Source organism: Salinirubellus litoreus, assembly GCF_037335815.1.
GTDB lineage: Archaea > Halobacteriota > Halobacteria > Halobacteriales > Haloarculaceae > Salinirubellus > Salinirubellus litoreus.
The window spans coordinates 462248-485731 of record NZ_CP147842.1; the positions used below are offsets into that span (position 1 = coordinate 462248).

27 protein-coding genes and 4 pseudogenes are annotated in these 23484 nt (G+C 62.2%); 16 read left to right on the plus strand and 15 right to left on the minus strand.

Annotated elements, in window-relative coordinates:
- The first annotated feature begins 89 nt into the window (after positions 1 to 89).
- Together WDJ58_RS25110 and WDJ58_RS25115 are read left to right on the plus strand one after the other, a co-directional pair.
- Positions 90 to 401 (plus strand): hypothetical protein, encoded by a 312-nt coding sequence (locus WDJ58_RS25110; RefSeq protein ID WP_338918338.1) that lies wholly within the window; start codon positions 90 to 92, stop codon positions 399 to 401.
- Positions 402 to 797, plus strand: coding sequence for a hypothetical protein (locus WDJ58_RS25115; protein WP_338918340.1), 396 nt, complete (start codon positions 402 to 404; stop codon positions 795 to 797).
- A gap of 205 nt (positions 798 to 1002) precedes the next feature.
- Here WDJ58_RS25115 and WDJ58_RS25125 read toward each other — a convergent pair whose 3' ends face one another.
- The 4 genes and pseudogenes from WDJ58_RS25125 to WDJ58_RS25140 all read right to left on the minus strand — a co-directional run bounded on the left by WDJ58_RS25125 (position 1003) and on the right by WDJ58_RS25140 (position 3301).
- Complete coding sequence (locus WDJ58_RS25125) at positions 1003 to 1212, minus strand: dodecin (protein ID WP_338918341.1); 210 nt, start codon at positions 1210 to 1212, stop codon at positions 1003 to 1005.
- Between the two features lie 365 nt (positions 1213 to 1577).
- A complete protein-coding gene (locus WDJ58_RS25130; protein WP_338918342.1) occupies positions 1578 to 1727 on the minus strand; it encodes a hypothetical protein in 150 nt (49 codons plus the stop codon).
- 45 nt (positions 1728 to 1772) lie between these two features.
- Positions 1773 to 2243 carry a hypothetical protein gene (locus WDJ58_RS25135; protein WP_338918343.1) on the minus strand — a complete coding sequence of 157 codons (471 nt, stop codon included), beginning with the start codon at positions 2241 to 2243 and terminating at the stop codon, positions 1773 to 1775.
- Positions 2192 to 3301 (minus strand): annotated as a pseudogene (locus WDJ58_RS25140) (methionine adenosyltransferase). The gene WDJ58_RS25135 and the pseudogene WDJ58_RS25140 overlap by 52 nt, the downstream one beginning before the upstream one ends.
- Here WDJ58_RS25140 and thiL point away from each other — a divergent pair.
- The gene (thiL, locus tag WDJ58_RS25145; protein WP_338918344.1) at positions 3300 to 4175 is read left to right on the plus strand and encodes a thiamine-phosphate kinase; all 876 of its coding nucleotides are present in this window, start codon (positions 3300 to 3302) and stop codon (positions 4173 to 4175) included. The pseudogene WDJ58_RS25140 and the gene thiL sit on opposite strands and share 2 nt — an antisense overlap.
- 99 nt (positions 4176 to 4274) lie before the next feature.
- The gene (gene tsaA, locus WDJ58_RS25150) at positions 4275 to 4736 is read left to right on the plus strand and encodes a tRNA (N6-threonylcarbamoyladenosine(37)-N6)-methyltransferase TrmO (protein WP_338918345.1); all 462 of its coding nucleotides are present in this window, start codon (positions 4275 to 4277) and stop codon (positions 4734 to 4736) included.
- 248 nt (positions 4737 to 4984) lie between these two features.
- On the opposite strand, the gene WDJ58_RS25155 is transcribed toward tsaA, so the two are convergent.
- Both WDJ58_RS25155 and WDJ58_RS25160 read right to left on the minus strand, forming a co-directional pair.
- On the minus strand, positions 4985 to 5371 hold the full coding sequence (locus tag WDJ58_RS25155) for a helix-turn-helix domain-containing protein (RefSeq protein ID WP_338918405.1): 387 nt from the start codon (positions 5369 to 5371) through the stop codon (positions 4985 to 4987).
- 107 nt (positions 5372 to 5478) lie between these two features.
- Positions 5479 to 5685: a hypothetical protein gene (locus WDJ58_RS25160; protein ID WP_338918346.1), complete on the minus strand. Its 207-nt coding sequence runs from the start codon at positions 5683 to 5685 to the stop codon at positions 5479 to 5481.
- A gap of 263 nt (positions 5686 to 5948) precedes the next feature.
- Here WDJ58_RS25160 and WDJ58_RS25165 point away from each other — a divergent pair, with 263 nt between their 5' ends.
- The 3 genes and pseudogenes from WDJ58_RS25165 (at position 5949) to WDJ58_RS25175 (ending at position 7842) form a co-directional block, all read left to right on the plus strand.
- Positions 5949 to 6098: a DUF7512 family protein gene (locus WDJ58_RS25165; protein WP_338918347.1), complete on the plus strand. Its 150-nt coding sequence runs from the start codon at positions 5949 to 5951 to the stop codon at positions 6096 to 6098.
- 38 nt (positions 6099 to 6136) lie between these two features.
- The gene (locus WDJ58_RS25170) at positions 6137 to 7135 is read left to right on the plus strand and encodes a sulfite exporter TauE/SafE family protein (protein WP_338918406.1); all 999 of its coding nucleotides are present in this window, start codon (positions 6137 to 6139) and stop codon (positions 7133 to 7135) included.
- Positions 7136 to 7304: 169 nt separating this feature from the next.
- Positions 7305 to 7842: pseudogene (locus WDJ58_RS25175) on the plus strand (DUF1684 domain-containing protein).
- 343 nt (positions 7843 to 8185) lie between these two features.
- On the opposite strand, the gene WDJ58_RS25180 reads toward WDJ58_RS25175, so the two are convergent.
- The 3 genes and pseudogenes from WDJ58_RS25180 to WDJ58_RS25190 form a co-directional block, all read right to left on the minus strand.
- Positions 8186 to 9034: a universal stress protein gene (locus WDJ58_RS25180; protein WP_338918348.1), complete on the minus strand. Its 849-nt coding sequence runs from the start codon at positions 9032 to 9034 to the stop codon at positions 8186 to 8188.
- An 87-nt stretch (positions 9035 to 9121) separates the two neighbouring features.
- Entirely contained in the window at positions 9122 to 9742 is a 621-nt protein-coding gene (locus WDJ58_RS25185; RefSeq protein WP_338918349.1) for a DUF1641 domain-containing protein, read from the minus strand.
- 2 nt (positions 9743 to 9744) lie between these two features.
- A pseudogene (locus tag WDJ58_RS25190) lies at positions 9745 to 10680 on the minus strand (NAD(P)/FAD-dependent oxidoreductase); the annotation flags it as partial.
- A gap of 120 nt (positions 10681 to 10800) precedes the next feature.
- On the opposite strand from WDJ58_RS25190, the gene WDJ58_RS25195 reads away from it, so the two are divergent.
- Positions 10801 to 11490 carry a LiaF transmembrane domain-containing protein gene (locus WDJ58_RS25195; protein WP_380661958.1) on the plus strand — a complete coding sequence of 230 codons (690 nt, stop codon included), beginning with the start codon at positions 10801 to 10803 and terminating at the stop codon, positions 11488 to 11490.
- A 307-nt stretch (positions 11491 to 11797) separates the two neighbouring features.
- Here WDJ58_RS25195 and WDJ58_RS25200 read toward each other — a convergent pair whose 3' ends face one another.
- Complete coding sequence (locus tag WDJ58_RS25200; protein WP_338918351.1) at positions 11798 to 12406, minus strand: PH domain-containing protein; 609 nt, start codon at positions 12404 to 12406, stop codon at positions 11798 to 11800.
- A 607-nt stretch (positions 12407 to 13013) separates the two neighbouring features.
- Between WDJ58_RS25200 and WDJ58_RS25205 the strand changes: the two genes are divergently transcribed.
- The gene (locus WDJ58_RS25205; protein WP_338918352.1) at positions 13014 to 13337 is read left to right on the plus strand and encodes a hypothetical protein; all 324 of its coding nucleotides are present in this window, start codon (positions 13014 to 13016) and stop codon (positions 13335 to 13337) included.
- A 33-nt stretch (positions 13338 to 13370) separates the two neighbouring features.
- On the plus strand, positions 13371 to 13823 hold the full coding sequence (locus WDJ58_RS25210; protein ID WP_338918353.1) for a CPBP family intramembrane glutamic endopeptidase: 453 nt from the start codon (positions 13371 to 13373) through the stop codon (positions 13821 to 13823).
- Between the two features lie 55 nt (positions 13824 to 13878).
- Here the strand turns inward: WDJ58_RS25210 and WDJ58_RS25215 are convergent, their stop codons facing one another.
- Complete coding sequence (locus WDJ58_RS25215) at positions 13879 to 14730, minus strand: hypothetical protein (RefSeq protein WP_338918354.1); 852 nt, start codon at positions 14728 to 14730, stop codon at positions 13879 to 13881.
- 48 nt (positions 14731 to 14778) lie between these two features.
- Between WDJ58_RS25215 and WDJ58_RS25220 the strand changes: the two genes are divergently transcribed.
- A complete protein-coding gene (locus WDJ58_RS25220) occupies positions 14779 to 15639 on the plus strand; it encodes a CPBP family intramembrane glutamic endopeptidase (protein WP_338918356.1) in 861 nt (286 codons plus the stop codon).
- 78 nt (positions 15640 to 15717) lie between these two features.
- Positions 15718 to 16125 (plus strand): hypothetical protein, encoded by a 408-nt coding sequence (locus WDJ58_RS25225; protein WP_338918357.1) that lies wholly within the window; start codon positions 15718 to 15720, stop codon positions 16123 to 16125.
- Between the two features lie 319 nt (positions 16126 to 16444).
- Here the strand turns inward: WDJ58_RS25225 and WDJ58_RS25230 are convergent, their stop codons facing one another.
- The 4 genes from WDJ58_RS25230 to WDJ58_RS25245 form a co-directional block, all read right to left on the minus strand.
- A complete protein-coding gene (locus WDJ58_RS25230) occupies positions 16445 to 17002 on the minus strand; it encodes a hypothetical protein (RefSeq protein WP_338918358.1) in 558 nt (185 codons plus the stop codon).
- 347 nt (positions 17003 to 17349) lie between these two features.
- Complete coding sequence (locus tag WDJ58_RS25235) at positions 17350 to 18135, minus strand: CPBP family intramembrane glutamic endopeptidase (protein ID WP_338918359.1); 786 nt, start codon at positions 18133 to 18135, stop codon at positions 17350 to 17352.
- 186 nt (positions 18136 to 18321) lie between these two features.
- Complete coding sequence (locus WDJ58_RS25240) at positions 18322 to 19452, minus strand: serine hydrolase domain-containing protein (protein ID WP_338918360.1); 1131 nt, start codon at positions 19450 to 19452, stop codon at positions 18322 to 18324.
- Positions 19453 to 19658: 206 nt separating this feature from the next.
- Complete coding sequence (locus WDJ58_RS25245; protein WP_338918361.1) at positions 19659 to 20054, minus strand: DUF5518 domain-containing protein; 396 nt, start codon at positions 20052 to 20054, stop codon at positions 19659 to 19661.
- Between the two features lie 108 nt (positions 20055 to 20162).
- On the opposite strand from WDJ58_RS25245, the gene WDJ58_RS25250 reads away from it, so the two are divergent.
- The 4 genes and pseudogenes from WDJ58_RS25250 to WDJ58_RS25265 all read left to right on the plus strand — a co-directional run bounded on the left by WDJ58_RS25250 (position 20163) and on the right by WDJ58_RS25265 (position 23469).
- Positions 20163 to 20927 carry a sensor domain-containing protein gene (locus WDJ58_RS25250; protein WP_338918362.1) on the plus strand — a complete coding sequence of 255 codons (765 nt, stop codon included), beginning with the start codon at positions 20163 to 20165 and terminating at the stop codon, positions 20925 to 20927.
- A 41-nt stretch (positions 20928 to 20968) separates the two neighbouring features.
- The gene (locus tag WDJ58_RS25255) at positions 20969 to 21841 is read left to right on the plus strand and encodes a universal stress protein (RefSeq protein ID WP_338913585.1); all 873 of its coding nucleotides are present in this window, start codon (positions 20969 to 20971) and stop codon (positions 21839 to 21841) included.
- A gap of 7 nt (positions 21842 to 21848) precedes the next feature.
- Positions 21849 to 22211 (plus strand): annotated as a pseudogene (locus WDJ58_RS25260) (acyl-CoA dehydrogenase family protein); the annotation flags it as partial.
- Positions 22212 to 22320: 109 nt separating this feature from the next.
- On the plus strand, positions 22321 to 23469 hold the full coding sequence (locus tag WDJ58_RS25265) for an MBL fold metallo-hydrolase (RefSeq protein WP_338918364.1): 1149 nt from the start codon (positions 22321 to 22323) through the stop codon (positions 23467 to 23469).
- Positions 23470 to 23484: the final 15 nt, after the last annotated feature.

A 23484-nucleotide genomic window follows, 5' to 3' on the forward strand; every position in this document is an offset into this window, starting at 1 on the left:
GACCGAGGAATCGTCACTTTGCGGCTAGCGTTCCCTCGTGTTCACACATAGGGGAACAACTTATCACACGGGCCAGTCTACCTGCCGTTATGAGTCAGGAATCGCTCGACGAGACGATCAAATTCCGAGCCGGGCCGCTCAAAGAGGCCGCAACCGAACTCGATGCGGTCCACCTGGGCGGGATCAATATCAGTGAACTCGCACGGGAGGGGCTCACTCAGATGCTCCGACGGACGTTGACGGACGACGATAAGATCGCGATTTACGAACGCTATTCGGCGGGTGACCTCTCTGAGGACGCCACCCGAGTGCTCCTCGGTGAAGAGTTTGACCTGCTCCAGGAGGACATTGACGCCTTCCGCGAGGCTACTGCGGACGACACCAGCGACTATCTCGTCTAAATGGCCAGCGACGACAGGCGGTACCCGATCCTCGTCGATACAGACGCGCTGATCGCCGTCGCGAACAGCTCCCTGTGGAACCGGCTCACCGAGCACGTCGGTCTGACGACGACGAACGTTTGTACACAGGAATTAGAGCGACACGTCGAAAACACGCGAGAGACAGCGCCGGAGGGAAGCCGTCCGTATCGACTTCATTACGGGAGCCGTGCCGTACCCGAGGCGGCCCCAGGTTCCGACGAGCAGCACGGCGACGACAACCCAGAGGACGACGAGAATCGTCGTGGAGTCGCCAGCGCTGATGACTTCGAGTGGGACCGGACGACCGTGCTGTTGTCCTTGTTGAACCCGATGTACGTGAGGATCGCGAGCAGGATGCTTCCGGTAGCGTTGTAGATCCACGTCAGGATGAATGCGACCCCGACGACGTCCACGAGTTGTTCACCGGAGTAGAGGCAGCCCACGAGGCGGTCGACGAGGATCGGGTGATCACGATGCTGAAGATCGACGACAAGCGAACCGTCCACTAGCACGCCAGCGAGAAGGTCACGGCCGTCGAAGAACGGCTCGGAAGAGAAGCCAGGCGCGGCGACTGACCGAGTTACTCGCCGAGCCCTTCGTCGAGTTCGAACGCGACTTCGACTTCGGCTTGGTACTCGCGCTCGGGCCGGTCCAGTTCGACCGCCTGGTTCACCACGGACACCCACATGAGGTTCTTGAGCGTCTGTTCGGCGCGGTCGATGGCGTCGTCGACGGCGTCCTCGAAGCTCTCGTTGCTCCGCCCGATCAACTCGATCTTCTTGTATACCATAACACTTCACCGTTTACGGATCGAGAGTAAATACGATAGCGGCACTTCTCGGTAGCTGGATGTAACACCGCTGCTTGATTATCATCCGTAGCCACGTTCCATGGATCATCGGGAGGAGAACGGGACACGAATACCAAGGACGTCCCGATCGTCGATACGGTGAGGGGAGGCGTACTCATCCATACGGACGGTCGTAACGGTACACCGGTGATCGCCGATCCCATCCGCGCGATCACCGGTAAAAGACTACGACCGTCCGTATCAGAGACGCCCTGTCTCCGGCAGTGGCGACACGAGCTCTCCCCTCGCCATGGTACCAGCGTGCTGGATACAGCGGTTCTGTTCGGCAGGGTCGCCGGATCCCATCACTGTTCGAGAGTTTCTACGGAGTCGTATTCCCGGAGATCCACGCCGTCGTCCGAGATCTCGGCGGCGTGGACCCCGACGCCGGTCTGGACGTCCCGTTCGGCTGCACTCTGGATGGCGCGACCGGCGACCCGTCGTGCCTCGGACATCGTGAGCGACGATGACGCTTCGGCGTCGAGGATCCCGAAAGCGACCTACCGGCCGCTTCCGACCGCCGCGTACGCCTTCTCAAGTACACTTCCATCTCCATCGAGCGTGAAAACGTGCGGGCCGTCGTCGTCGACACCACCGAGGAGGAACGTCGAATTCGGGACGGATCTCTGCGGGAGTTCCGACGCCACAACGGTACTCAGGGCAGTCATATCCATCGGTTGGCCGTGGGAGACCTCGTAGCGTTCGCTTTCGGAGCGGATGGTTCGAACGAACGATTGCACGGCGCCGAGATCGACGGTCGATCCCATCACCGCGGTCGGATGAACCTGAAAGATCTTCTGGATCGTCTCGCTGCAGACACTGGCTTCTCGACTCGTGCGAGTGTCGGCCACCACGAGTACGTCGTACTTCGTCGTCAGTCCCACGAGCGTGCCGCCCGACACGGATCCGTGGCCATCGGTCAGATAGACCGATTCGACTGCTCGCCGAGTTCCCGGCCGGGATCGGTCCATGTCGATACCCGGGAGGCCCGTTCGTTCCCGTCGGCATTAAACAGCGACACGTCGCCGGCTACGAGGTCACGGGTGAGCGACTCGATGGTGTCGAGTTCGGACCCGACGATCCGTCGGATCGCCTCGTCGTCGCGCGCCGTCGTATCGACGTCGATCGCGATGGGGTCCGTGACGGGGGTCCCGATCTGTGAGAGGAGTTTGACCTCGGTGTGGTCGGCTCCGAGCGTTCGGTGGACGCGTTCGGCGGCGTTCACGTCGACGTGGACTGCACGGTCCGTTCGCTCACTCGCGTATCGGCTGGCGATCTCTGCGACCTGTTCTATCACCTCGACGTATTCGTCGATATCCGAGACGTATCGAGAGACGACGGCGGCGGCGACGGTGATCCGGTGCTCGTCGTCGGTGCGCCAGCCCATCAGATTGATGTCCTCGCCGATCGCTGGAACCTGCTCGCGTAGCTCGGGTTCGAGTCCCCTGATGATCCGGTCGGTCTCGGAGAGTGGTGCGTAGCCGGTGCCGACGCTGGTGTCGTTCGCTCGGGGGACGTCCTGTGCGTCGAACAGCGAGTGTAGCTCGGCCGAGGTCTCGCCGATACGCGAGTCGAACTCGACCATATCCGCGGACAGCTCCTCGAAGCGAGCGTCAACGTAGTCTCTCGCGGCATCGAGCGCGATGTCGTCGACCGGAATCCGCTGTCCGTCGACGGTCTTGGTCGCTCGGCCACCGAGCAGGACGTAGATCGGGTCGACGATCTCTCCGCCACCGAACTACGGATCCGTCGTCCCGGCGACGAGCTGGACCTTGTCGGTGTTGTGATGGAGGATCCGACCGAACTCGTCGAGATAGTGTCGGGAGAGTTCCCGTGAGATGGCTTCGGCGATGCCATCGCAGATCGAGTCCGGATGACCGATCCCCTTCCGTTCGACGAACTCCGTCGACCGCGACGAGATGGGATCCTGTTCGAGGTGCCGAACCGTAACCGCGGATTCCGTCATGGATGTCATCATCGAGGTGCCCCGCGGACGAATAATTCGTCGCTGCCACCACGTTCTGTGCATGGACGAACGCGAATCGCTTGCCGCGGTCTACGAGTGGGTGCCCGATGCCGGCGACGACGCTGCTGTGGTCGACGATCTGGTCTTCACGACGGACATGCTCCACCAGCGGACCGATTTCCCGTCGGGGACGACCCGATACACGGCCGGCTGGCGCGCCGTCGGGGCCTCGCTGTCCGATATCGCGGCCATGGGGGCCGAGGCGATCGCCGCCGTCGCCGTGTACGCAGCCCCCGAATTCCACCCCGAGGAACTCCACGTGTTCATCGAGGGGGCTCGCGACGTGTGTGAGCTGACGGGCAGTCGGTACGTCGGGGGCGACCTCGACCAGCACGAGGAGTTCACGGTCGCCTCATCGGCGATCGGTCGTACGGACGCTCCGACGCTCCGGTCGACGGCCTCACCCGGAGACGCCGTCGGTGTGACGGGGACGCTCGGACGGACCAGGGCGGCCTTGCGGCTGTTCGAGCAGGGAGCCTACGACCGGGCGAACGCCCGCTTCCAGTTCGAACCCCGAGTCAGGGCTGGTCAGGTACTCGCCCCGCACGTCTCCGCCATGATGGATTCGAGCGACGGACTGGCCCGCTCGCTCCACCAGTTGGCCGAAGCGAGCAACTGTGGCTTCGCGATCGAATGGGACCGGATCCCCATCGACGAGACGGTCCGTGAGATGGCGACGACAGATACGGAGGAACACGAATTCGGGCTCTACACGGGCGAGGACTTCGAACTCGTGTTCACGCTTTGCCGTGATCAGATCGACGCCGCTCGTGACGCCTCACCGGTCCCGGTCTCGATCGTCGGAGAAGTCACCGACCACGAAGTGACGATCGATGGCGAACCACTTCCTGATCGGGGGTACACGCATGGTCGCTGAGATACGCGAAGGCGGCCAACGGCTATCGACCCCGATAGACCAGACGGGAGAGTCCACTTCGACACCTACCGATAACCTGCCGGAGATTACGTGATAACCATGGAACCAGTCGTCTATCATCCGATCGGCGTCGTCCGGTCGCCCTTCGATGCACCCGAGGACGTGCCATGCGAGTCGAATCGATCGGTCGACGCCGCTGGCCGAGTCGAGCTGGACGAACAATACCAAGACGGTCTCGCGTTACTCGATGGGTTCTCCCATATCGTGATCGTTTCCCACCTGCACCTGATCGAGGGGTACACGCTCAGGACGTCGCCCCCGTTCGTCCACCGGCTCCGTCCCGGGATATTCGCTACGCGCGGCCCGAAGCGGCCGAACCCGATCGGTCTCACGGTGGTCCGGTTGACCGATATTAGCGACATCGTGCTCCACGTCGAGGGGATCGACCTGGTGGACGGGACGCCCGTGCTCGACATCAAGCCACACTATCCCAAACCGGACGAGTATCAGGACCTCCGCGGCGGGTGGATCGAGGACAACTCAGAGCAGACGTCAGAGTAGAGCTCTCGCCGTCGCGAGGGTGCTCCACGGCGGGACGACCGTCGAGGACGTGGAGCCCCTTGGCCTGGCCTACGGCCGCCGTTCAGCCCGGGACACCGTGACAACCGTAGCGGGCGTGCTCGGTGGAAAAATAGAACAACGTCCCAATTACAAGACTTGCCTCGTATACGGGCGGAGGAAATCGAGGTTCGTTCAGAAATCAGGAAGGAGCAGCCACTTTCAGATCGGGCCCGGTCCGTGCGGCGGGGTCAGGAGGAGACCTCGATGGAGCCAGCTCCCTCGTACTTGTCCTCGAACTCCTGGATGAGTTGGCCCATCTGGGCGTACCAGTCGTTGAGCATCCGCTGCATGTGCTGGGCCATGTCGGAGCTGTCGGCAACCCGGTAGACGTGGTAGTACCCCCCGTGGTCGTAGTTGATCTGCTCTTTCTGAAGGATGCCGGCGCCGAGAAGCCGCTGGATGGAGCGATAGGCAGTCGAGCGCTCCCGCTTGACCGCAGTGGCGATTTCGTCGACGGTCAATGCCTGTTCGGCGTCCGCAAGGACCTCGAACACCTTGCGGTCGAGGCCCTTCAGACCGTGAAAGCACTCCAGCAGCCCCTCGCACGCCATGTCCTGCTGGAGGTACTCTTTCATCGCTTTGGCCATTCGTGTCCGACCGTTGGTCCTCGAGAAGTATAAAATTGTGCATTTTTACCAATACTATGTGGTGTCCGCTCGCACCATCCACGTCTCCGCGACGATCAGTCCTCGGCGTACAGCAGCGTCCGGCGACAGTCGGGACAGACGTACGGGACGGGTGTCAGGATCTCGTCCGCGCGCATACTCGAGAGAAAGCCCTCGGAGGGCTCCGACGAGACGATGGTGAGCGAGGCCATGGCGTCGGTACCCTGGAGTTCCATCCGATCCAGCTCGGCTCCGCAGTCCGGACAGACCCTAGTCCTAGTCATAGAGGATACTAGGATTTCCACACGCATACATCCACCCCACTGTCCGCGTTGGGCCGCGGGCGTATCGTCGATCGGATCAGTCCGCCCCACCACAGGGAGGCTCCGGCATCCCCTGTAGCCATGCATAACGTATCACCAACCACGTGTTACTCACCGAGATATAGTATTGTACAATATCTCCATAACCGTTAAGTCCGGCCACCGGCTACCGTCTTCCGCGCAGAAACCCATGGAACACGCAAGACCAGACGAGGTGTCTAACGATGTTCGGTATTGAAAGTCTCACCGGACCGACGGGCGCCGCCGTTCTCATCGGTGTCGTCCTGGTAGAGGCGCTCCTGCTGTACGTCGGATACGGAATACTGGAGCGCGTGCTCGGTCCGACCATCGCCCGGGTCCTCCGGGGTGAATAGTCGTGGAGGTGTTCGGTGTCGCCGTGAGTCTTCTCGCGATGTTCGCGAGCTTCGGCGTCCTGATCGGCCTCCTGTTCGGGTTCTTCGGGATGGGTGGCTCCTTCCTGGTCACCCCGGCCCTGCTGGTGATGGGGTACAGGCCGGACGTCGCGGTCGCATCCGGCCTCGCGTTCGTCTTCGGGACCTCCGTCATCGCGACCCTGAAGCACCGCGACCTCGGGCAGGTCGATTACAAGCTCGGCGTGCTGATGATCGCCGGGACGACCGCCGGTATCGAGGTCGGCAAGATCGGACTGCACTGGCTACAACACATCGGACTGGCCGACACCGTCGTCAGCGTCGCGTACGTGGCGCTGCTCGGCGGTATCGGCGTCTTCATCACCTACACCGCGGTGAGGGGTGAGGGCGGCGGTGGCGTCAGCCACGACCAGGGCGATGGGGAGATCGACGCGGACGACATCCCCGACATCGCGAAGAAGATCCAGTCCTACCGGATCCCGCCGATGATGAAGCTCAAGGGGGGCATTCGTGTGTCGCTCTGGATGATCCTCGGCGTGGGGTTCGCCACGGGACTGCTGTCGGGGCTCCTCGGCGTTGGCGGCGGGTTCATCCGTATGCCTGCGCTGTTCTACCTCGTCGGCGTTCCGGTCCCGGTCGCGGTCGGGACGGACCTGTTCGAGATCGTCTTCTCGGGCGGCATCGGCAGCTTCCTGTACGCCATGGACGGCGCGGTCGATCTAGCCATCGTCGTCCCGCTGCTGGCGGGGAGTGCGCTCGGAGCCCGGCTCGGCGCCGCGGCCACGAGCATCGTCGACGAGGACGACATCAAGGTTTATTTCGGTGTCATGCTGCTGCTCGGCGCCATCGCGGTCGCCGTGCGGAAGGTCGGCGGCGTCATCGAGATGCCCGTTCTGGACACGGTGGCCCTGGTCATTATCCTCGGCGCGGCGTTGCTCGTCAGCGGCGCAGTGGTCGTCACCTCTATCCGCGAGATGCGGACCGAGGAGGCCCCACCGACTGCACAGACTGCGGACTGAGGGTAGTCGCTCCCTCCCGGGACCCGACTTCTACGCGCCCTCATTCACGCTTTTCACCTCCAGGCGGCGCGTCTCCACTGCCGCTCCCGGCTCCTCCATGCCGAGAGTAGTTATGCATATATTTTGCAATACACAAACACTTGAATCCCCGGAGCCACTATCCTCGCATATGAGTGCCGATTGGAAACAAGAGCTGGAGACCCAGCGACGACGGAAGGAGGAGTATTTCGCGGAGAACGAGCACTCGCCGCTCCCGTCCCACGATCGGGCGGAGTTCGAGGGGCTGTCGCACTATCCGCCGGACGAGGCGTATCGGTTCCGGGTCCCGCTCCACGAGCACGACGAGAAGGAGCGGATGACGGTCGCCACCAGCACGGAGGGCGAGCAGGAGTACCTCCGCTGGGGGGAGTTCCGCGTCGAGGTCGACGGCGAGGAGGTCGTCATCCAGGCCTACAAGAGCGACCCCGGGGAGGACCGCCTCTGGGTCCCGTTCCGGGACGCGACGAGCGGCGACGAGACCTACGGCGCGGGTCGCTACATCGACCTCGAGCCCGACGAGGACCGCTTCGACGACGGGACGTGGCTGCTGGACTTCAACCAGGCCTACAATCCGACGTGTGCCTACTCCGACCGGTACGAGTGCCCGCTGACCGGGCGAGAACTGGCTCGACGTCCCCATCGAGGCCGGCGAGAAGGCGTACCACTGAGCGGCTGGCGCGACTGGATAATGCGGGGCGGACCCCTCCCGCCCGTGAGTAAGGACTTCCAAACGCCACGATAGCTGCCGCCCGGCATCGGTACGGCGATCAGCAGATAGACGGACAGTAGCGTCAGCAGGCGCGGGGAGATGAAGACGGCAGCGGAGTCCGAGATACCGAGCTTTCTCGGGCACCTGAGCCACCCGAGTGTGGGTTGCCACACGGCAAGAGGGCCCGGTAGACGTAATCCCCGGAAGCGACAGCCGTCGACCGGCTCGATATCATCTGTCGACGCGGCACGCGAGAAGAGAGTGTTTGTGCGCCCGGGCGGGGGGAACTGCGGACGGCTCGCTCAGCGCAGGCCCGTGGGCGGGACCAGCAGGACGTTGGAGTTCGCGCGGGCGGTCACGTCCTCGGACGTGCTGCCCAGCAGGAGCCGCCGGAGGCGGCTCTGGCCACGGGCTCCCATGAGGATGGTCGTCGGGTCGACCTCGGCCTCGACGGCCAGGATCTCCCCGACCGCTTCGCCCTCGCGGACCATCGTCCGCGTCTCGATACCCATCCCATGCAGCCGGTCGGCGAGCTCCGCGAGACGCTCCTCGGCGTCCTCTACGAGCTCCGGGTCCGAGCGGCGTTCCGGCGGAGCCACGTGGAGCAGTGTTGCTTCCTGGGTCGCCCGCTTGAGGTTGCGGAACTGATCGAACGCCAGCTCGGCGTTCTCGGAGAAGTCCGTCGCGTACAGCACCCGCTGGAACAGGTGCTCGTTGGCGACCTCGTGGCCGTCCTCGTCCTCGACGATGCGCTGGACCAGCAGCGGGCGGACGGCGGTGCGGGCCACGTTCCGGGCGGTGCCGCCGATGAACCGCTCGCGGAGCGGGCTCCTGCCGCGCGAGCCGACGATCATGAGGTCGGCGTTGACCTGCTCGGCCAATCCGTTGATACGGCGGTGGGGCGTCCCGCGCACGACGTGGGTCTCCACGTCGAATCCCTCGGCCTCCAGTAGTTCACGCTGTCGCTCGAGCCCCTTCCGGGCCCGTTTCCCGAAGTCGCTGCCCGGCATCCCGGTCGTCACGTTCGGGCTGGTGACGTGGACCAGATGGATCTCCGTGATGCCGTAGCGCTCCAGACACTCCAGGCAGATGCGGGAGCTCATGGCGGTCTCGATGGCGTCGGACAGGTCCGTGGCGTACACTGCGCGCATACGTGTACCGTGGCGATGGGTGGCCATAGTATTGTTGGCATTTCCCAATACGTGCAATTCACCCGGCGGATGGGTCGTCGTCGGGTATCAGTCCGTCTCCGATGCGTCGGAACTACTCGCCCCGATGGCTCGCGCGAGTGCGATCACGTAGGCCAGCCCCTGCTTGACCTCGTCGTCGCGGAGCGACTTCAGGAGCGCGAGGGTGCTGGTAGCCGCCGGCTCGGTCCGTTCCGCAGTCCCGACCGCCGACAGCATCCGGACGAGCCCGTCGCGGGTGTCGGGTTCCGCCGCCGTATCTGCCAGCTCACCGAGGCTGGACCCGGTACCGGCCAGCTCGACCACCATCTCGTCGGTCATCGCGTCGGTGAACAGCGAGAGGACGCCGGTCAGCTCGGCCAGTTCGTCGAGGGCCCCGCTGCGCTGGAGTTCGACCAGCGTCCCCATCGTGTCGGCCAGTTCGTCGCCGTTGGCACCGACGCTCTCGGCGAGCGCCAGCACGTCCAACAGCTCGTTGACAGCGTCCAGCCGCTGGACGAACGCGGCGACGGCCTCGGAGTTCTCCTCGATAGCGGCCTCGAGCTGCTCGCGGCCCGACAGCTCGTCCGTGACAGTGGTCGCCTCCTCGGTATCCGCTTCGACCGTCTCGGCGGCCCCGGTCGTCTCTCCGGAGTCGCCCGCTTCGGTCCGGGTGTCCTCGTCGTCTGCCATGGTCAGAGCAGTCCCCGTGCGGTGAGCCAGTAGGACTCGGTGTACGCGAGCTTCGCCCAGTGGAGCTTCCGGGACGGCGTCACCGGCGAGGGCGGGTTCTCGTAGTCGAATTCGACGTACGAGGCCTCGTCCATCCCGGTCTCGACGAAGCAGAGCGTCTTCCCGTCGTAGGTCTCCGTCGCCGGTCGACCCCGTAGCTCGCTGGCGATGCGCTGGGCCACCACGCCGGCCTCGTAATGGGCGACACTGCCGGCCTTCGGCACGCCAGCGTCGGCGGTGTCACCGAGCGTGTAGACGTTGTCGGCGTGTTCTGCCTCCAGCGTCTCCTTGTCGACCGCGACCCAGCCCCGTTCGCCCAGCCCGGCCTCCTCTACGAGGTCGACGCCACGGTGGGGCGGGATGCTCACCAGCAGGTCGTAGTCGAGTTCGGTCCCCTCCATCGAGGTCACGACGCGGTTCTCGGCGTCGACCTCCTCGGCGTTGAAGAACGTCTCGATGGCGATGTCGCGGTCCTCCATCAGCGGCCGAGCCCACTCCGCGATGTGGGGGTTGCCGTGAACCCGCTGGATGGGGTAGGTGTACGTGATGTCGATGTCCTCGCGGAGCCCGCGCTTGCGGAACCAGTCGTCGGCCATGAAGACGAACTCCAGTGGGGCGGCCGGGCACATGTGCGGCGACCCGATGACGCTCAGCACGAGGTGGCCCTCGGCGAACGCGAGCAACTCGTCCCGTAGCGCCAGTGCGCCCTCCTCGGAGTAGTAGTCGTGACCACCCTCGGCGAGCCCGGGGATCTCGTCCGGAGCCAGCGTCGACCCGGTCGCGAGGACGAGCTTGTCGTAGCGTCGCGGCCCGCCACCGTCCCGGTAGGTCAGGCGCTGGGCGTCGGTGTCGACGTCCGTGACGCGGTCCACGACGACCTCGACCCGGTCGTCGACGAGACGATGTGGGAACCCCACGTTGATTTTCTAACACAGTTGATACAGTCCACCCCTGTCTCGTCTTGGTCTTCGATTCATCAGACGCAAGCGTAGAAGAGGTTGGATAGCGTCTGAACAGGCATGGTCCGAGGGCGAGTCTCGACGCAGGCGCTCACCGGTGCAGTCATCGTGATCATCGGCGTCCTCCTGCTCCTTAGTACGACAGGCGTCTACGACGTTGGAATCCTTTGGCGCTACGTCCCATCGCTGTTCATTCTGCTGGGGGGGTGGGCGCTCTACCGCAGCGGCTTTCGGAACATCACCGGACCGATCATCCTGATCATCATCGCAGGCACTGTCCAGCTCCTCGTACTCGATATCATCACGGGGGATGTCATCGCGTCGTGGTGGCCGGTGCTCATCGTGCTTTTTGGCCTCTCACTCCTGTTCGGGCACTGGCGTCGGAGTCGGCGCGTTCCATCGGTCGCGACCGACGACTTCGACCTGATCGGGATCTTCGGCGGGTCCGACCAGCGTGTCGCGTCCACCTCGTTCCGGGGTGGGAGCGCCACGGCGGTGTTTGGTGGGGTGGAGGTTGATCTCCGAGAGGTCGAGGTCGACGACCCACCCGCCGTCGTGACCGCGACGGTGTTGTTCGGTGGCGTCGAACTCGAGGTACCCGAGGACTGGGTAGTCCACATCGATGCCCTTCCGATCTTCGGCGCGGTCGAGGACGAGCGTCCCAGGCGGCCATCTGGTGCCGAGGTGAAAGCGGAGCCGGACCTGATCGTCACTGGATTCGTCTCCTTCGGCGGGATTTCGATCAAGTAATCGCCATTTGCCTCGGAAGACCCCGCTCGAAGCGGTAGATCTGGGTCGATGGCCGCTGTATTCTCTTTCCTGTGTGATCCCTCTGAGTCACCTGAGCGGCCGGGAGATCACCATGTACGCGTTCCGACTGGTCTACTACATCCACTGGCACACCCTCTGGGGTGTCGCTCGATTGTAGATACTGTTTTGACGTCTGGAGGTGGTTTCCGATCCAATCGGCCCCCTCCCGGTGAGAGTTGGGCCGGATGTCACGACATAATCTTCGATAGGTCTCTCGCTTGGCGGAAGTGGAGGTCAGTAGCGCTGGTTACGCCGTTCGACCCTGCTCCAGGAGTTCCCGGATGCGACGGATCTCTCCGAGCATCTCACTGGACTCATCGTCGGGAACGTTTCGGATGCTGATCGAGTCCATGGAGTCGTCGCCCTCTGTCGCTCTCGCGGGACGGCCTCTGACTTCGGCCAGGATCTGGTCTTTGATGTCTTCGAAGTCACCGAGGCCACCGATCGTCAGTTCGGCACCCGTCTGTCCGCCGTAGCCAGCGGTGTGGATGCCGACGGAGCCGACGTTCACGAGGCGCTGGATCGGCCCCTGGGAGATGCCGACGTTCGTGATGCGGTTGTAGGGCACGGTGGTCTTCTGCTGGAAGAAGACGCCACGCCGATACTCGATCTCGTCATCGGTGAAGCGGTAGTCGGCCGTTCGGTAGAACGTGGGAATCCACCACGTCAGATAGCCGAAGACGACCACCAGAACCGCGCCACCGCCCAGTAACACCCACGGTTGGATCGCGGTGAGGATACCCGTGATAGCGAGAATACCCACGACGGCCAGGACGACCGCCAGGGCGATCACTTCGTACGCGAAGTAGTACCGCCGCAACTGTTCGGGCTTGAACCACTCGTTTTGAGGTCTCATACGTAGAGAGACGCACTCGGGGATATTGAACGCAGGCCAACACTCTCGCCAACCGAGAACCGCTTGGTGACTCAAGACACGGTCAGTCCCTGACCGTACTGGGCTGAGAGTGCGAACCACCCTCAGGTCAAATGACCTAGCAATAGTAATTTTGCTCTTCGAACAGGAGTGGGCCTATGGCCTCCGACCAAACGACCAACAGAGTGGCAATCGCAATTACGGCCCTCTACGTGGTCGGTATACTCGTCTACGGCCTACTTGTTATCCAATCATTGCTACTTTCGGTCCTAATCGCGCTCCCTGGGGTACTGATATATCTCGCATGGCGATATCTGTTATAGGAGCGGCACTCGACATACTCAACGGCTGCCCCGAGCAGGGACTCGTTGTCGCTGACGACGTCGTCTTCGTCCACCGAGATGCTGGGCGAACTCCGCCGCATCCGGGAGCTCCTCGAGCAGGGGCGAACCGTGTAGCACTGCGGTGGTTTCCTTGCCTCCGATGGACGCCTGTGTTCCTATGTCGGCGATACAATACAGTTCGAGAGGGAGAGCAGGATGGTGCCGATGACTGACCGGATAGGAACGCTGGCACGGTCGAGCACACCGTGGGGGTTCCCCGTCCTCTATCTCGGCTGGGCCTACCTGTTCTGGGCCCCATCTTCGGCTCGAACACGTCCGTCTGGGAAGGGACCAACCTGATCCTGTTCCTCGCCGGCGGTGCGAGTCCGCTGCTGGCCGGCGTCACGATGGCCTGGCTCACCGGAGGCAGGGAACGGGTCAATGATCTGGGTCGACGCCTCGTCGACGTGAACCGCATCTCGCGCCGGTGGTGGGTCGTCGTCCTCCTGTTCTGGCCAGCGTTCAACCTCCTCACAGCCGGGGCTGCAATCGCGCTGGGCGTCACCGACCGACCGATCAGCGTGGTCTAGGGAGTCCTGACCAATCCCGCGACGCTCGGGTTCATGCTGGCACTCGGCCTGCTGTTCCCCGCCATCGAGGAGATCGGCCTCCGCGGGTACTACCTTGACCGGTTGCAGGACCGATTCAGCCCGCTCGTCGCCGGTGTCATCAACGGGAGCACGTGGGCCGCCTGGCACGCCGCGTTCGTCTTCTTTCCGGGCTACTACGCGAACACCAGCTACGATCCCCAGTTGTGGTGGTGGCTGCCGAGTATCGTCCTGCACACGCTCGTTTTCGTCTGGATCTACAACAACACGGACCGGAGTATCCTCGCGGTCCTGCTGATACACTCGGTGATGAACCTAAGTGGCGAGTTCCTAGGGCTCGCCGACGAGATATTCCCGTTCCAGGTCCCGGCGCTCGCACTCGTAGTCATCGTCCTCGTGGCGAGCGTGCGGCTCTCGAAAACGTCCGTCGGTCGAGAATCGGAAGCGGATACCCGACAGATAGCGTAATCGAGCAGCTCTCCACAGCGATCCTGGACCGTCCCTCCCGTGATGAATCGCCCACTCAGACGGAGTGACCGCGATCACTCTCTGTCGATGGCTCCGGCCGTCGTCCCATCGAACGGAGGTATGTAACGGCCAACAACGTGGAGACGAGTATCGGCAGGAACGTGAAGAACGCCGCCACGGGGCTGATGGTGACAGTATCGCCAGCCATGAAGACGATTGTCATGATCCCGATCGGGGCAGCGAGGGTCGCGCCGAGGACCAGTTCGACACCGGCGAAGACGAAGCCCCAGGTGCGTTCCCGGTACAGCCACGCGGCCGAGACGAAGATCGACGGGACGACGACCCCGAGGTCAATGACATGTGTCACTATCGCCTGCGGGCCCGACTCTTCGATCAGTGACGGTTCCGTTCCGCTGAGCAGTGGCGGTACGAGGTCCGAGAGCCAGAGCGCGCCCAGTCCGAGGCCGATGACCACGAGCGCCACGCTATACAGTGTCGTGTTGAGGTGCCCATCGAGTGTTTCGCGGATCGCATCGGCATCGGTCGTCACCATCCCGCCGAGGAACGTGAACAGCGAGAGTCCGAACAGCGCGACGTACACGAGGAAGAACGCGTTGAACGGGATCTGCACGGCGATCGAGGCCCCCATGTAGGTCATGTACGCCAGCCCACCGAGCCAGACGATGCGACCACGGGGCGAGCTCCGCATCGCGTACCAGAGTCCGACCGCCAGGACAGGAATCCCGCCGACGAGGATCGTGAGGTCCTGCATCCGGTAGGATTCGACGATGACGAGTGCGGCGTGGTAGTGACCCGGCCGGAAGAGCCCGGCCAGTGACGAGACGGCGGCGAGAACGAGGACGGCGACTGTCGCGAGGACGTGCCACCGGCGGAGTTGCCTGTCCATCGTATTCACCAGACGAACAGACGATCGACCAGAGGATAACTGCTGCTGGTGGTTCCCACTGGGCAGGAACCGACATCCCCTTCGGGGGAGGCGTGGTTTCATGACTCGTGGATTCATCATATCGCGACAATGACTTCGGCAGTGCAGCTCTTCGGGGGTGCGCTCGGAGCACTCGCGTTCGTCGACATCGCCCGCCGCTGGGGCGGGCCCTATCCGGAACGCCTGCCCTCGACAATCGAGCGTCGTCGCGAACTCCTTGAGGTCGGGGTTCTGTTCGCGCTGACAGCCGGCGCGGTCACGTACCCGATTTTGCTCTTCCGCGACGTGCTTTCCTACAACCCCGTGTTCGCCAGTATCGGCGGTCAGACGTTCGGGTTCGTGTTCCTACTCGGTGCGCTGACAGCAATCGTCGTTCCCGCAGTCCTCGAACTCGGCGTCCACGGCCGATCGCTCGCCGACTTGGGGTTTCGGCGACCGGCCGCCTGGCGACCCACGCTTCTGTTGGTCAGCGTCGGTGTCCTCTTCGGTCTCGCACCGCTCGCGTTCGGTTTCAGCGGAACCGAATCGGCCGCCGCACTGTTGCTCGGCCTCTACACGCCGGTGTTCAAAGAGGAATTTCTCTTCCGAGGTGTTCTTCAGACGAAACTCGAGCGGGTCGTCACCCAGGAGCGTGCGTGGATCATCTCGGGCGTCCTGTTCGGCCTCAGTCACGTGCCAAACGACTTCTTTGGCTTCTTCTGGGTGGCCGACGGCGGCGATCCGATCATCGCACTGGGACGACTACAGCAGACGGCGAAAGGACTGCTCTACGGGCTCCTGTTCATGAAATCACGGACGCTCGCGGCTCCAATCGTGGCGCACTACTGCTCGAACAAACTGGCACTCTTCGTGAACTCCATCTGGGGGTGACGGGAAGTGGCGCGATGAACCGATCGGATCGAGACGGTTGTTCGAGAGCGGCCAGTCCCCGCGTTCGTCTGTGTCACCGTGCTCACCACCCGGGGAATCTGGTGGCCGGTCGCGTTCGGTCTCGTCAAGGCCGGGCCCATCGAGAAAATCGGCGGCTTCGCACCCACTATCGTCGGCCTCGTCCTCACGGCCGTCCTCACCGGCGAGCAGGGGCTCCGTGACCTCGGAACCAGACTCGTCGACTGGCGGGCCGGTCTCGGCTGGTACCTGCTCGCCCTCGCGTTCAGTCCCGTGCTGTTGCTGCTCGCCGTCAGCGGTTACCGGTCACTCGGTGGGAGCCTCGCGCTGTCGACCCCCGACCCACCGATCCTGGTTATCGGGTTCGTCTACGTGCTGGTCACGAGCGTCGCTGGCGAGGAGGTCGGCTGGCGCGATCAGATTGAGGGGGAGATCCTCCTTCAGTGTGAGGAACAGTCGCCGAAATGAGGTCGTGCTGAACCGTCCTACATCGAACGGTCGCTCTCCGCTGCCGTAGTGGTACACGAGCGTCGGGGACTCCGGCCCCAGCCACTGCCAAGACAGAAACGCGGTCTCGAACTCCCCCGGCGGAGTGTCGGCCGCTACGTCGCATCGACCGGCGGCGTCGTCTCGATGGTGGCGTCAACAAGCGCCGGAGCGTCGACGGATCGAACGAAAAACGTCGACTCGCCTAGGAGAAGGGCACTCAGTCGGATCGTCGCGATGTCGATTAGTTCTTGTCGATTTATTGTTTGCTGGTCGTCAGTAGCTACGTTCGGAGATCTGTTCAGTCCGCTGAGAGTGCGTGAATCGCCCCGATGACCAGCCTGTCCAGAGAATGGGTAGCTATACCGTACGCGACAAAAAACGCGACCATCGCGAGAAGACCGATGATGTCGAATCTAGCAGGATCCACTGTGGCGAAAAGAGGGATTAGCGACACCAGTGTCTCAATCGCACGCTGGAAGGTCAGGACCGCGACGCCACCCCCGACGACGACAGCTACGAGGTAGCCCGTGGTTCGCAGCGATGAGGGTGTCACTCGCGACCACACCCGGAGCTGATACTCATCATAAGAGACGAGTCCGAGTGCCGCTAACTGACGACGCACCTGGTCGACGGCAGTCACGGCGAGGACGAACCACAGTGCCATCGCCAGCCCGAACTCGAGGAACGACGACGACAGGTCGAGCACGGTTTCGCTGAACGTCTCGACGACGACCGGCGTCGCCCGATCGACCAAGACGTAGAACAGCACGTACCCAAGGATGGCCTCAATCGGACCGTACGCCGGGAATTCCCGGTGTATTGCGGCCTCTGTGCGAGCAGCGTCGAACGTCTGCATACGCAAAGAGACGACGCCACGGGTCTTCAAACACGTCGACACTTCCCGGTCGGAACGAATCTCAACGACCGTGTTCCGAGCCGCCCCCACTGTGACCCAGGGGATCCCGTTCGGTTGGCAGATGGAAGCCCTCACGACTACGGGTAGCGGCGTACGCTTCCGTTACTTCTTCAAACGACCACTGCAGTTTCACGCTTCAGTGCGGGACCAGGGGCTCAGTGGTTCACCCATCGTGATTTGTTCGTCAGCGAGGAGCCGATCGTGTGCTACACACGCTGCAATGCCAAACAGTGCGGACACGATTCCGATGACTCCAAAGGGAGAAATCACGAGTTCTCCCCTACCTGTCAGGAACACTGACGTAAATACACCAAAAATGAATGATCCATGAAAAACGTCGCGGCGAGCACCGACCGGGCCCGGACGGTCAGGTATGTGTATATCGGCGACCATGCCAGGGTCGCAATAGTCATTGTGAAGATCCCGACCACTGGCTCGTCCGGGAACTGGAGCCCGAGAAAGATGAGCGGGGTGTGCCAGATTCCCCAGATTAGGCCCGTCCAGAGCGACAGTTTCCAGAATCCGAGTGGTGCCAACTCCGAGAGCAACAGCCCCCGCCAGCCAAGTTCTTCGCCGAAGGCGGCGAGCGCAAAGAGCGTTCCTCCGAGGACCAGTCCTAGACCGGTCAAGAGAATCACTACCGGAACGCCGGTCGTCTCCAATTCTGCGATCGTGTCCACGGCTTCTGCCTCTGTGAAACCGAGTTCAATCAAGAACGCCGAATAATCGGTCGTAAATGTGGTATCCGGAGGCATGAGACCGACGCCAATCATCGCGGCGGTCAGCCCAACCGGTGCTACCCACGCAAGGGCAACCCACAGGATGCGCCCGAGGTAAAGACCAGATCCCTTCCGAATGGACACTCGGCGAAAACGCAGGAGTGTGATCGCCGCGATGGCAGGGGCTCCCATGAAGATGATAGTGCCAACGCCTTGCCCGGCACTACTTCCGAGATCGACATCGGCAAAATAGAGCGCAGTCACACCACCCCATGAGATGGCAAATGTGAGGACAAGGAACCGCAATACTATTTGAATGTCTACCGAAGTCTGTTGTAACTTTCTTTCCATCATGTCTATGCCCGTTCAATATAGTGATATACTAAGGTGACCCTGTTGAAATCCTCTTCTCTGGGTACTTGTGTTCGTGAAGCTGCTGTACACTATAGCTACCATATCGATTACTCACCGATATGCCCAAGATTGGTACGAGGGCTCCTGACTGCGAACTCGAAACGTGGGTTTTCATCCCCTCTAGAGCTATTGTCCGGCTCGCTCCACCTTCGAAATCGAACGCAGCGTTCGGAGGAGGAACATCATGCTCTTGCGCATGTACGACCACTGGTTGAAGGTCCCGATCAGATAGACGTCGATTGTGGAATTGTACACCATGAACGCACTGCTCGCACCCAATCCGCCCCACGAGTGGAAGCGTTTGAGAAACGGCAACGGACGGATGCGGACGATGCCGTAGCCGTAGTCGATTCCCTGCCACAGTTTGTTCCACTGCTGCATCTCCTGGAGCGTCTCCTCGGCTACGAGCTCCCCCTCGACCAAGGCCCGATGGAACCGGAATAGTTCTTCTGCGGTGTTTACCGTCTGCCCACCGGCGTAGAACGCGCTCAACGAGGGCACGTCGTCCACGTCGATCCTCGTCTCGTCGATGTAAAACGGGGCCGTAGGAAGCTCACTTTCGACAGCAGGGTCGGAGAACGGCGGTAAGTACGAATGCTCCATCCCCAACGGATCAAACAGGAACTCCGAGAGCGCCTCGTGATACGGTTGCTCAGTCACGCTTTCGATGATCAACCCGAGCAAGTTGTACCCGAACTCCGAATAGTAGCAGTCCTCCCCAGGCGGGAAGTGCGGTTCCAGATTTTGTTTTGCCCACTCGATCGTCTCTTCCGGCTCCCATATCCGGTCCGGTTCCTCTAACATTTCGTCGAACAGTGTGTTCCCCTCGGAGGATTCTTCCAATCGGGTGTTCAAGAACATCTTCCCGCCTTCGGGAAGAGAATGCGGGAGTCCGGACGTGTGACCGAGGAGATGATGGATGCGGATATCGTCTGTGTAGTCTGTGCCGTTGATCGTGTGAAGACCGTCGAGAAGTGACTCTGACAGGTACTTCGAGATCGGGTCATCGACGCTCAGTTGCCCGTCGTCGGCGAGCATAGCCACGATTGTCGAGGTAAAGGTCTTGCCAATGCTGGCCGCGTAGTATGGTTGCTCTGGAGCGGCTTCGATACCCGCCGTCTGACCAGTGGCGAGATTCCAGTGAAGGTCACGGCTGTCGGAATGGACCAACAAGTACGCGGAGTGGAGGTCGGAGTTGTCTTCGACGGTAGATTGTAACCTGGATTCCAGACGGGATTTGGCTTCTTGGCGTTCCATAATGTTCGAATATTGGAATTTCAGGATTTTAAATGGTGGTGTCGTTCCCGACCCCGAAGAACGTCTTCTACAAGAAATCGTACTTCGAGACTTTGCCAGAGCCCTCCTACTAGAATGATGGTTTTCTACAAAACTATCCTTTGGATTAAGCGATAGGTGATATAAGAAGACGTATTGGGCAGTTGATTCGGTTTCTACCGTGCTTATCACTCCCTCGGAGCTCCCGATTCACGGCTCTTCGACTGCGCGTTCGAGTAGAGGTACGCGCCCACATAGCCGCCGACCGCGCTCAATCCGATGATCCAGGCAAACAGCAGCGGGAACATGACGAACAGGATGATGGCGAGTTCCACGCCCCCGGGAACCCCTAGCGCTCCAGGCTGCCAGAGGAAGAGCCCGAAGCCCAGAACGAGCACGAAGAGTATCGGAACGACCGCGATACCACCAGAGATGGCACCGGTCTTCGCACCGCGCTTCGGGGGTACCTTCTGCAGGTAGCCCGCAACTCCCCCACCGAGCAGCGCCGAAAAGCCCGTGAACGAGAGGACGATCGTTACCACTGCGCCGATGGCTGCATTCTTGAGTTCGGTTCGTTCGACCATGCTATATAGATGGTCGAACTGGCAACAAAATAGAGTGCACTCCCTGTTCCAGCGGGCTGAGAACCGCCTTCTGAACTAATATAATTTGGATTTACATATCCATACGTGATGGCCTCGAATCCCGCTTCCAGCCAGTCTTCGGGAGCCGCTGAGTCTACACTCTCTACGACCATTCGGCGAAGCCTCGGTGCTCCCCTCCAGGTACAGACGTACAAGAACCTCCTGTATCTCGCTCTCGCGTTCCCGCTCGGACTCGTGTACTTCGTCGGTCTCGTCTTCGGCGTGGCGCTCGGCGTCGGGTTGCTTATCACGTGGATCGGGCTACCGATCCTCCTCGTGACGCTCTTTGCCGCGACGGCTGTCGCTGGCCTCGAAGCCGTGCTGGCCAGATACCTGGGTGGCGTGACCGCCTCGGTACCGACGTTCCTCGCAGAGTTTGACATCTCTGGCGGGCTCGTCTTCCCGGGGAATGGGTTCGTCGACGCCGTCAAACGACTCGTAACGGCCCGGACAACCTGGACGAGTGTCGTCCTCGTGCTGGCGAAGTTCGGGTTCGGATTGCTTTCGTTCGTCGCACTCAGCGTCAGTGGTGCCGTTACGGGTGCGTTCCTGGCAGCCCCGTTCATCTACGACGATCCAGATGTGCTCCTCGGAGTCGGTGGGGTGGTCGTCGACGGCGAGTACACCGTCGGTCCGTGGGTCGTAGACACGTTCCCGGAGGCACTCGTGGCCGCCGTCGTCGGTGTCGTGTTCCTGTTCGTCGCGCTCAACCTCCTGAACAGCCTCGCCCGATTCCACGCCCAGTACACCGCCAAGCTCCTCCAGGTAGACGACGAGGGGAATAGGCCTCCCGTGTCGTCTCCATGCTCGTGAGTACGTGCTACCGCGAACTGTAGATACCAATAGAGGAACCCATGTACGACCACATTCTCATTCCGACGGACGGAAGCATCGAGACCGAACAGGCCGTCAGCCACGGGCTCGGACTCGCCCGGACGTACGACGCGACGGTTCACGCGCTGTACGTGACCGACGAGAGCGAGTTCTCGGCCGTTACAGACGCCTCGGCGCACGAGCAACTGCGGTCCTCAGCAGAGAAGCTGGGACGACGAGCGACCACCGACATCGCCGAGACGGCCGCCGAGTTCGATCTGACGGTAGAGCACGAACTCCGGCAGGGAACGCCCTACGAGGAGATACTCGACTACGTCGACGAACAGGACATCGACCTCGTGGCGATGGGAACGCACGGTCGAGCCGGAGTCGGACCGGACCTCGGCAGTACGACGCTCAGAGTCGTTCGAAACGTCGACGTGCCCGTGCTGACGGTCCGATTCCGCGAGGACATCGACATCGATGTGGCGAACCACTACGAAATCTATGACAATGTTCTCGTGGCTACTGACGGGAGTGACGGGGCGATGGTCGCCGCCCAACAGGGCATCGACATCGCCGAGATGTACGGTGCAACGGTTCACGCCCTCTACGTCGTGGACACGAACACATACGCCTACGAGGACGTCCCCCGGAGCATCGTCGGACTCCTCAAAGAGAGCGGGAACACCGCGCTCGAGGAGATCGCAGCGATGGGCCGAGAACGAGGAGTCGACGTCGAGACGCCGATCCGGCGTGGACGGCCGTCCCGAGAACTCCTCAACTACGTCGACGAGAACGACGTGGACCTCGTCACGCTGGGCGCACATGGTCGCACGAGCGAGGTCCATCTCGGGAGTACCACCGAGCGCGTGATTCGAACGTCCAGGCAACCAACGCTCTCTATCCGATGAGGGGATCGTGTGCTGTTATTTTGGAATTACCATCGCCGCACCCGGAGTCGGTATTGCCCACGCCGCACTGGACGCGGCACCCAAACACAGCCATGAGCGCGAGCAGTTCGACGAGCCTATCGGCGACTTCCAGGCGATCCAGCACAAGCTCGCGGACAGGGACACCAAGATCCAAGCCGCCCGGCTCCTCATGCACCAGGCCGCGGAGAAGAAGATCCGTGGGGAGCACTTCATCAAAGAGGCTGCCCAGGCCAAGTTGTACGCCTCGGAGCTCTCCCGAGAGGTCGCAAAGGCGGCATCCAGATCCACGGCGGCTACGGCTACACGACGGACTTCCCTGATCGAGCGGTTCTACCGGGACGCCACGCTCGACGAGATCTACGAGGGAACCAGCGAGGTGCTGCAGAACACGATCGCCGACCGGTTGCTGACATGGAACGACCTGGGCTATAACCTCACGCGGTGCCTATCTACGCGATATGGTCGAAACGATCACAGCCTCACGGCTTCGAGAAAGGATCGACACGGGAGAGTCCTTCACACTGCTGGACACCCGTCCCGAGGAGAGCTACGAGGCCTGGCACATCCGGGACGCGCTCCAGTACACGTACGACCCCGACTCCGAGTTCGACGCCGGGGAGTTTCGGTCGCGGACGGGACTCACACCGGACGACGAGATCGTCACCATCTGTGCGAAGGGCATCTCGTCGTTCGACATCGCCAAACAACTCCAAGACACCGGCTACGAGAACGTCACCGTCGTCGAGGACGGCATGGAAGGCTGGAGCGAAGTGTACGACGTCGTCGAGATACCGACGGCGAGTGACGTCGAAATCGTCCAGTTCCAGCGGCGTGCGAAGGGCTGTCTGAGCTACCTGATCGGCGATCCGGCGTCGTCCCTGGCGGCCGTCGTCGATCCGACGCGACACGTCGAACGGGTAGCCGCAGCGGCCTCCGACCGGGACTATTCGATCGAGTTCGTCTTCGATACGCACGTCCACGCCGACCACGTCTCAGGGGGGCGTGAACTCGCCGACCACGTCGGCGCGACCTACTATCTCGGAGCCGACGCAGCCGATCGCGGCGTCGCCTACGACTACCGGCCGCTGGAGCGAAACGAGGTCGTCGCGGTCGGCGACCACGATATCAAGACCGTCCCGTCGCCCGGCCACACCTCCGAAATCGTGAGCTATCTCGTGGACGACGAGGCGGTCCTGACGGGCGACACGCTGTTCGTCGACTCGGTCGGCCGTACCGAACTGCAGTTCGGCAACAGTGACGCCGACGCCGGTGCAAAACTGCTCTACGAGTCGCTTCACCGGACGCTGCTAGCCGAACCCGACTCGGTCACCGTCTTGCCGGGCCATTTCTCCATCGGAGCCGACGGGACGACCGACGTGACCCCCGGTGAACCCGTCTCGACGACCATCGGCCAGGTGCGCACAGAACTCGAACTGCTGAACGTCGACCGCGAGACGTTCGTGCGCCAACTCACCGCAGCCCTCCCGGAGAAGCCACCGAATTACGAGCGGATTATCGATATCAATGTCGGCCGGGACGCCGCCGATGAGGCGGCGACGACAGAACTGGAACTCGGCCCAAACAACTGCGCGGCGACTGGGGACTAAATCCTATCACCCCAA

Excerpts from the sequence above, each read along its gene's own strand:
- WDJ58_RS25245 (WP_338918361.1), bottom strand. The coding sequence starts at position 20,054 with ATGGTCGAACGAACCGAACTCAAGAATGCAGCCATCGGCGCAGTGGTA.
- WDJ58_RS25265 (WP_338918364.1), top strand. The coding sequence starts at position 22,321 with ATGGTCGAAACGATCACAGCCTCACGGCTTCGAGAAAGGATCGACACG.
- tsaA (WP_338918345.1), top strand. The coding sequence starts at position 4,275 with ATGGAACCAGTCGTCTATCATCCGATCGGCGTCGTCCGGTCGCCCTTC.
- WDJ58_RS25125 (WP_338918341.1), bottom strand. The coding sequence starts at position 1,212 with ATGGTATACAAGAAGATCGAGTTGATCGGGCGGAGCAACGAGAGCTTC.
- WDJ58_RS25195 (WP_380661958.1), top strand. The coding sequence starts at position 10,801 with ATGGTCCGAGGGCGAGTCTCGACGCAGGCGCTCACCGGTGCAGTCATC.
- WDJ58_RS25165 (WP_338918347.1), top strand. The coding sequence starts at position 5,949 with ATGTTCGGTATTGAAAGTCTCACCGGACCGACGGGCGCCGCCGTTCTC.
- thiL (WP_338918344.1), top strand. The coding sequence starts at position 3,300 with ATGGACGAACGCGAATCGCTTGCCGCGGTCTACGAGTGGGTGCCCGAT.
- WDJ58_RS25230 (WP_338918358.1), bottom strand. The coding sequence starts at position 17,002 with ATGCAGACGTTCGACGCTGCTCGCACAGAGGCCGCAATACACCGGGAA.
- WDJ58_RS25235 (WP_338918359.1), bottom strand. The coding sequence starts at position 18,135 with ATGATGGAAAGAAAGTTACAACAGACTTCGGTAGACATTCAAATAGTA.
- WDJ58_RS25240 (WP_338918360.1), bottom strand. The coding sequence starts at position 19,452 with ATGGAACGCCAAGAAGCCAAATCCCGTCTGGAATCCAGGTTACAATCT.
- WDJ58_RS25155 (WP_338918405.1), bottom strand. The coding sequence starts at position 5,371 with ATGAAAGAGTACCTCCAGCAGGACATGGCGTGCGAGGGGCTGCTGGAG.
- WDJ58_RS25250 (WP_338918362.1), top strand. The coding sequence starts at position 20,163 with ATGGCCTCGAATCCCGCTTCCAGCCAGTCTTCGGGAGCCGCTGAGTCT.
- WDJ58_RS25215 (WP_338918354.1), bottom strand. The coding sequence starts at position 14,730 with ATGGACAGGCAACTCCGCCGGTGGCACGTCCTCGCGACAGTCGCCGTC.
- WDJ58_RS25170 (WP_338918406.1), top strand. The coding sequence starts at position 6,137 with ATGTTCGCGAGCTTCGGCGTCCTGATCGGCCTCCTGTTCGGGTTCTTC.
- WDJ58_RS25255 (WP_338913585.1), top strand. The coding sequence starts at position 20,969 with ATGTACGACCACATTCTCATTCCGACGGACGGAAGCATCGAGACCGAA.
- WDJ58_RS25200 (WP_338918351.1), bottom strand. The coding sequence starts at position 12,406 with ATGAGACCTCAAAACGAGTGGTTCAAGCCCGAACAGTTGCGGCGGTAC.
- WDJ58_RS25130 (WP_338918342.1), bottom strand. The coding sequence starts at position 1,727 with ATGTCCGAGGCACGACGGGTCGCCGGTCGCGCCATCCAGAGTGCAGCC.
- WDJ58_RS25115 (WP_338918340.1), top strand. The coding sequence starts at position 402 with ATGGCCAGCGACGACAGGCGGTACCCGATCCTCGTCGATACAGACGCG.
- WDJ58_RS25180 (WP_338918348.1), bottom strand. The coding sequence starts at position 9,034 with ATGCGCGCAGTGTACGCCACGGACCTGTCCGACGCCATCGAGACCGCC.
- WDJ58_RS25185 (WP_338918349.1), bottom strand. The coding sequence starts at position 9,742 with ATGGCAGACGACGAGGACACCCGGACCGAAGCGGGCGACTCCGGAGAG.
- WDJ58_RS25210 (WP_338918353.1), top strand. The coding sequence starts at position 13,371 with ATGCTGGCACTCGGCCTGCTGTTCCCCGCCATCGAGGAGATCGGCCTC.
- WDJ58_RS25135 (WP_338918343.1), bottom strand. The coding sequence starts at position 2,243 with ATGGACCGATCCCGGCCGGGAACTCGGCGAGCAGTCGAATCGGTCTAT.
- WDJ58_RS25110 (WP_338918338.1), top strand. The coding sequence starts at position 90 with ATGAGTCAGGAATCGCTCGACGAGACGATCAAATTCCGAGCCGGGCCG.
- WDJ58_RS25160 (WP_338918346.1), bottom strand. The coding sequence starts at position 5,685 with ATGACTAGGACTAGGGTCTGTCCGGACTGCGGAGCCGAGCTGGATCGG.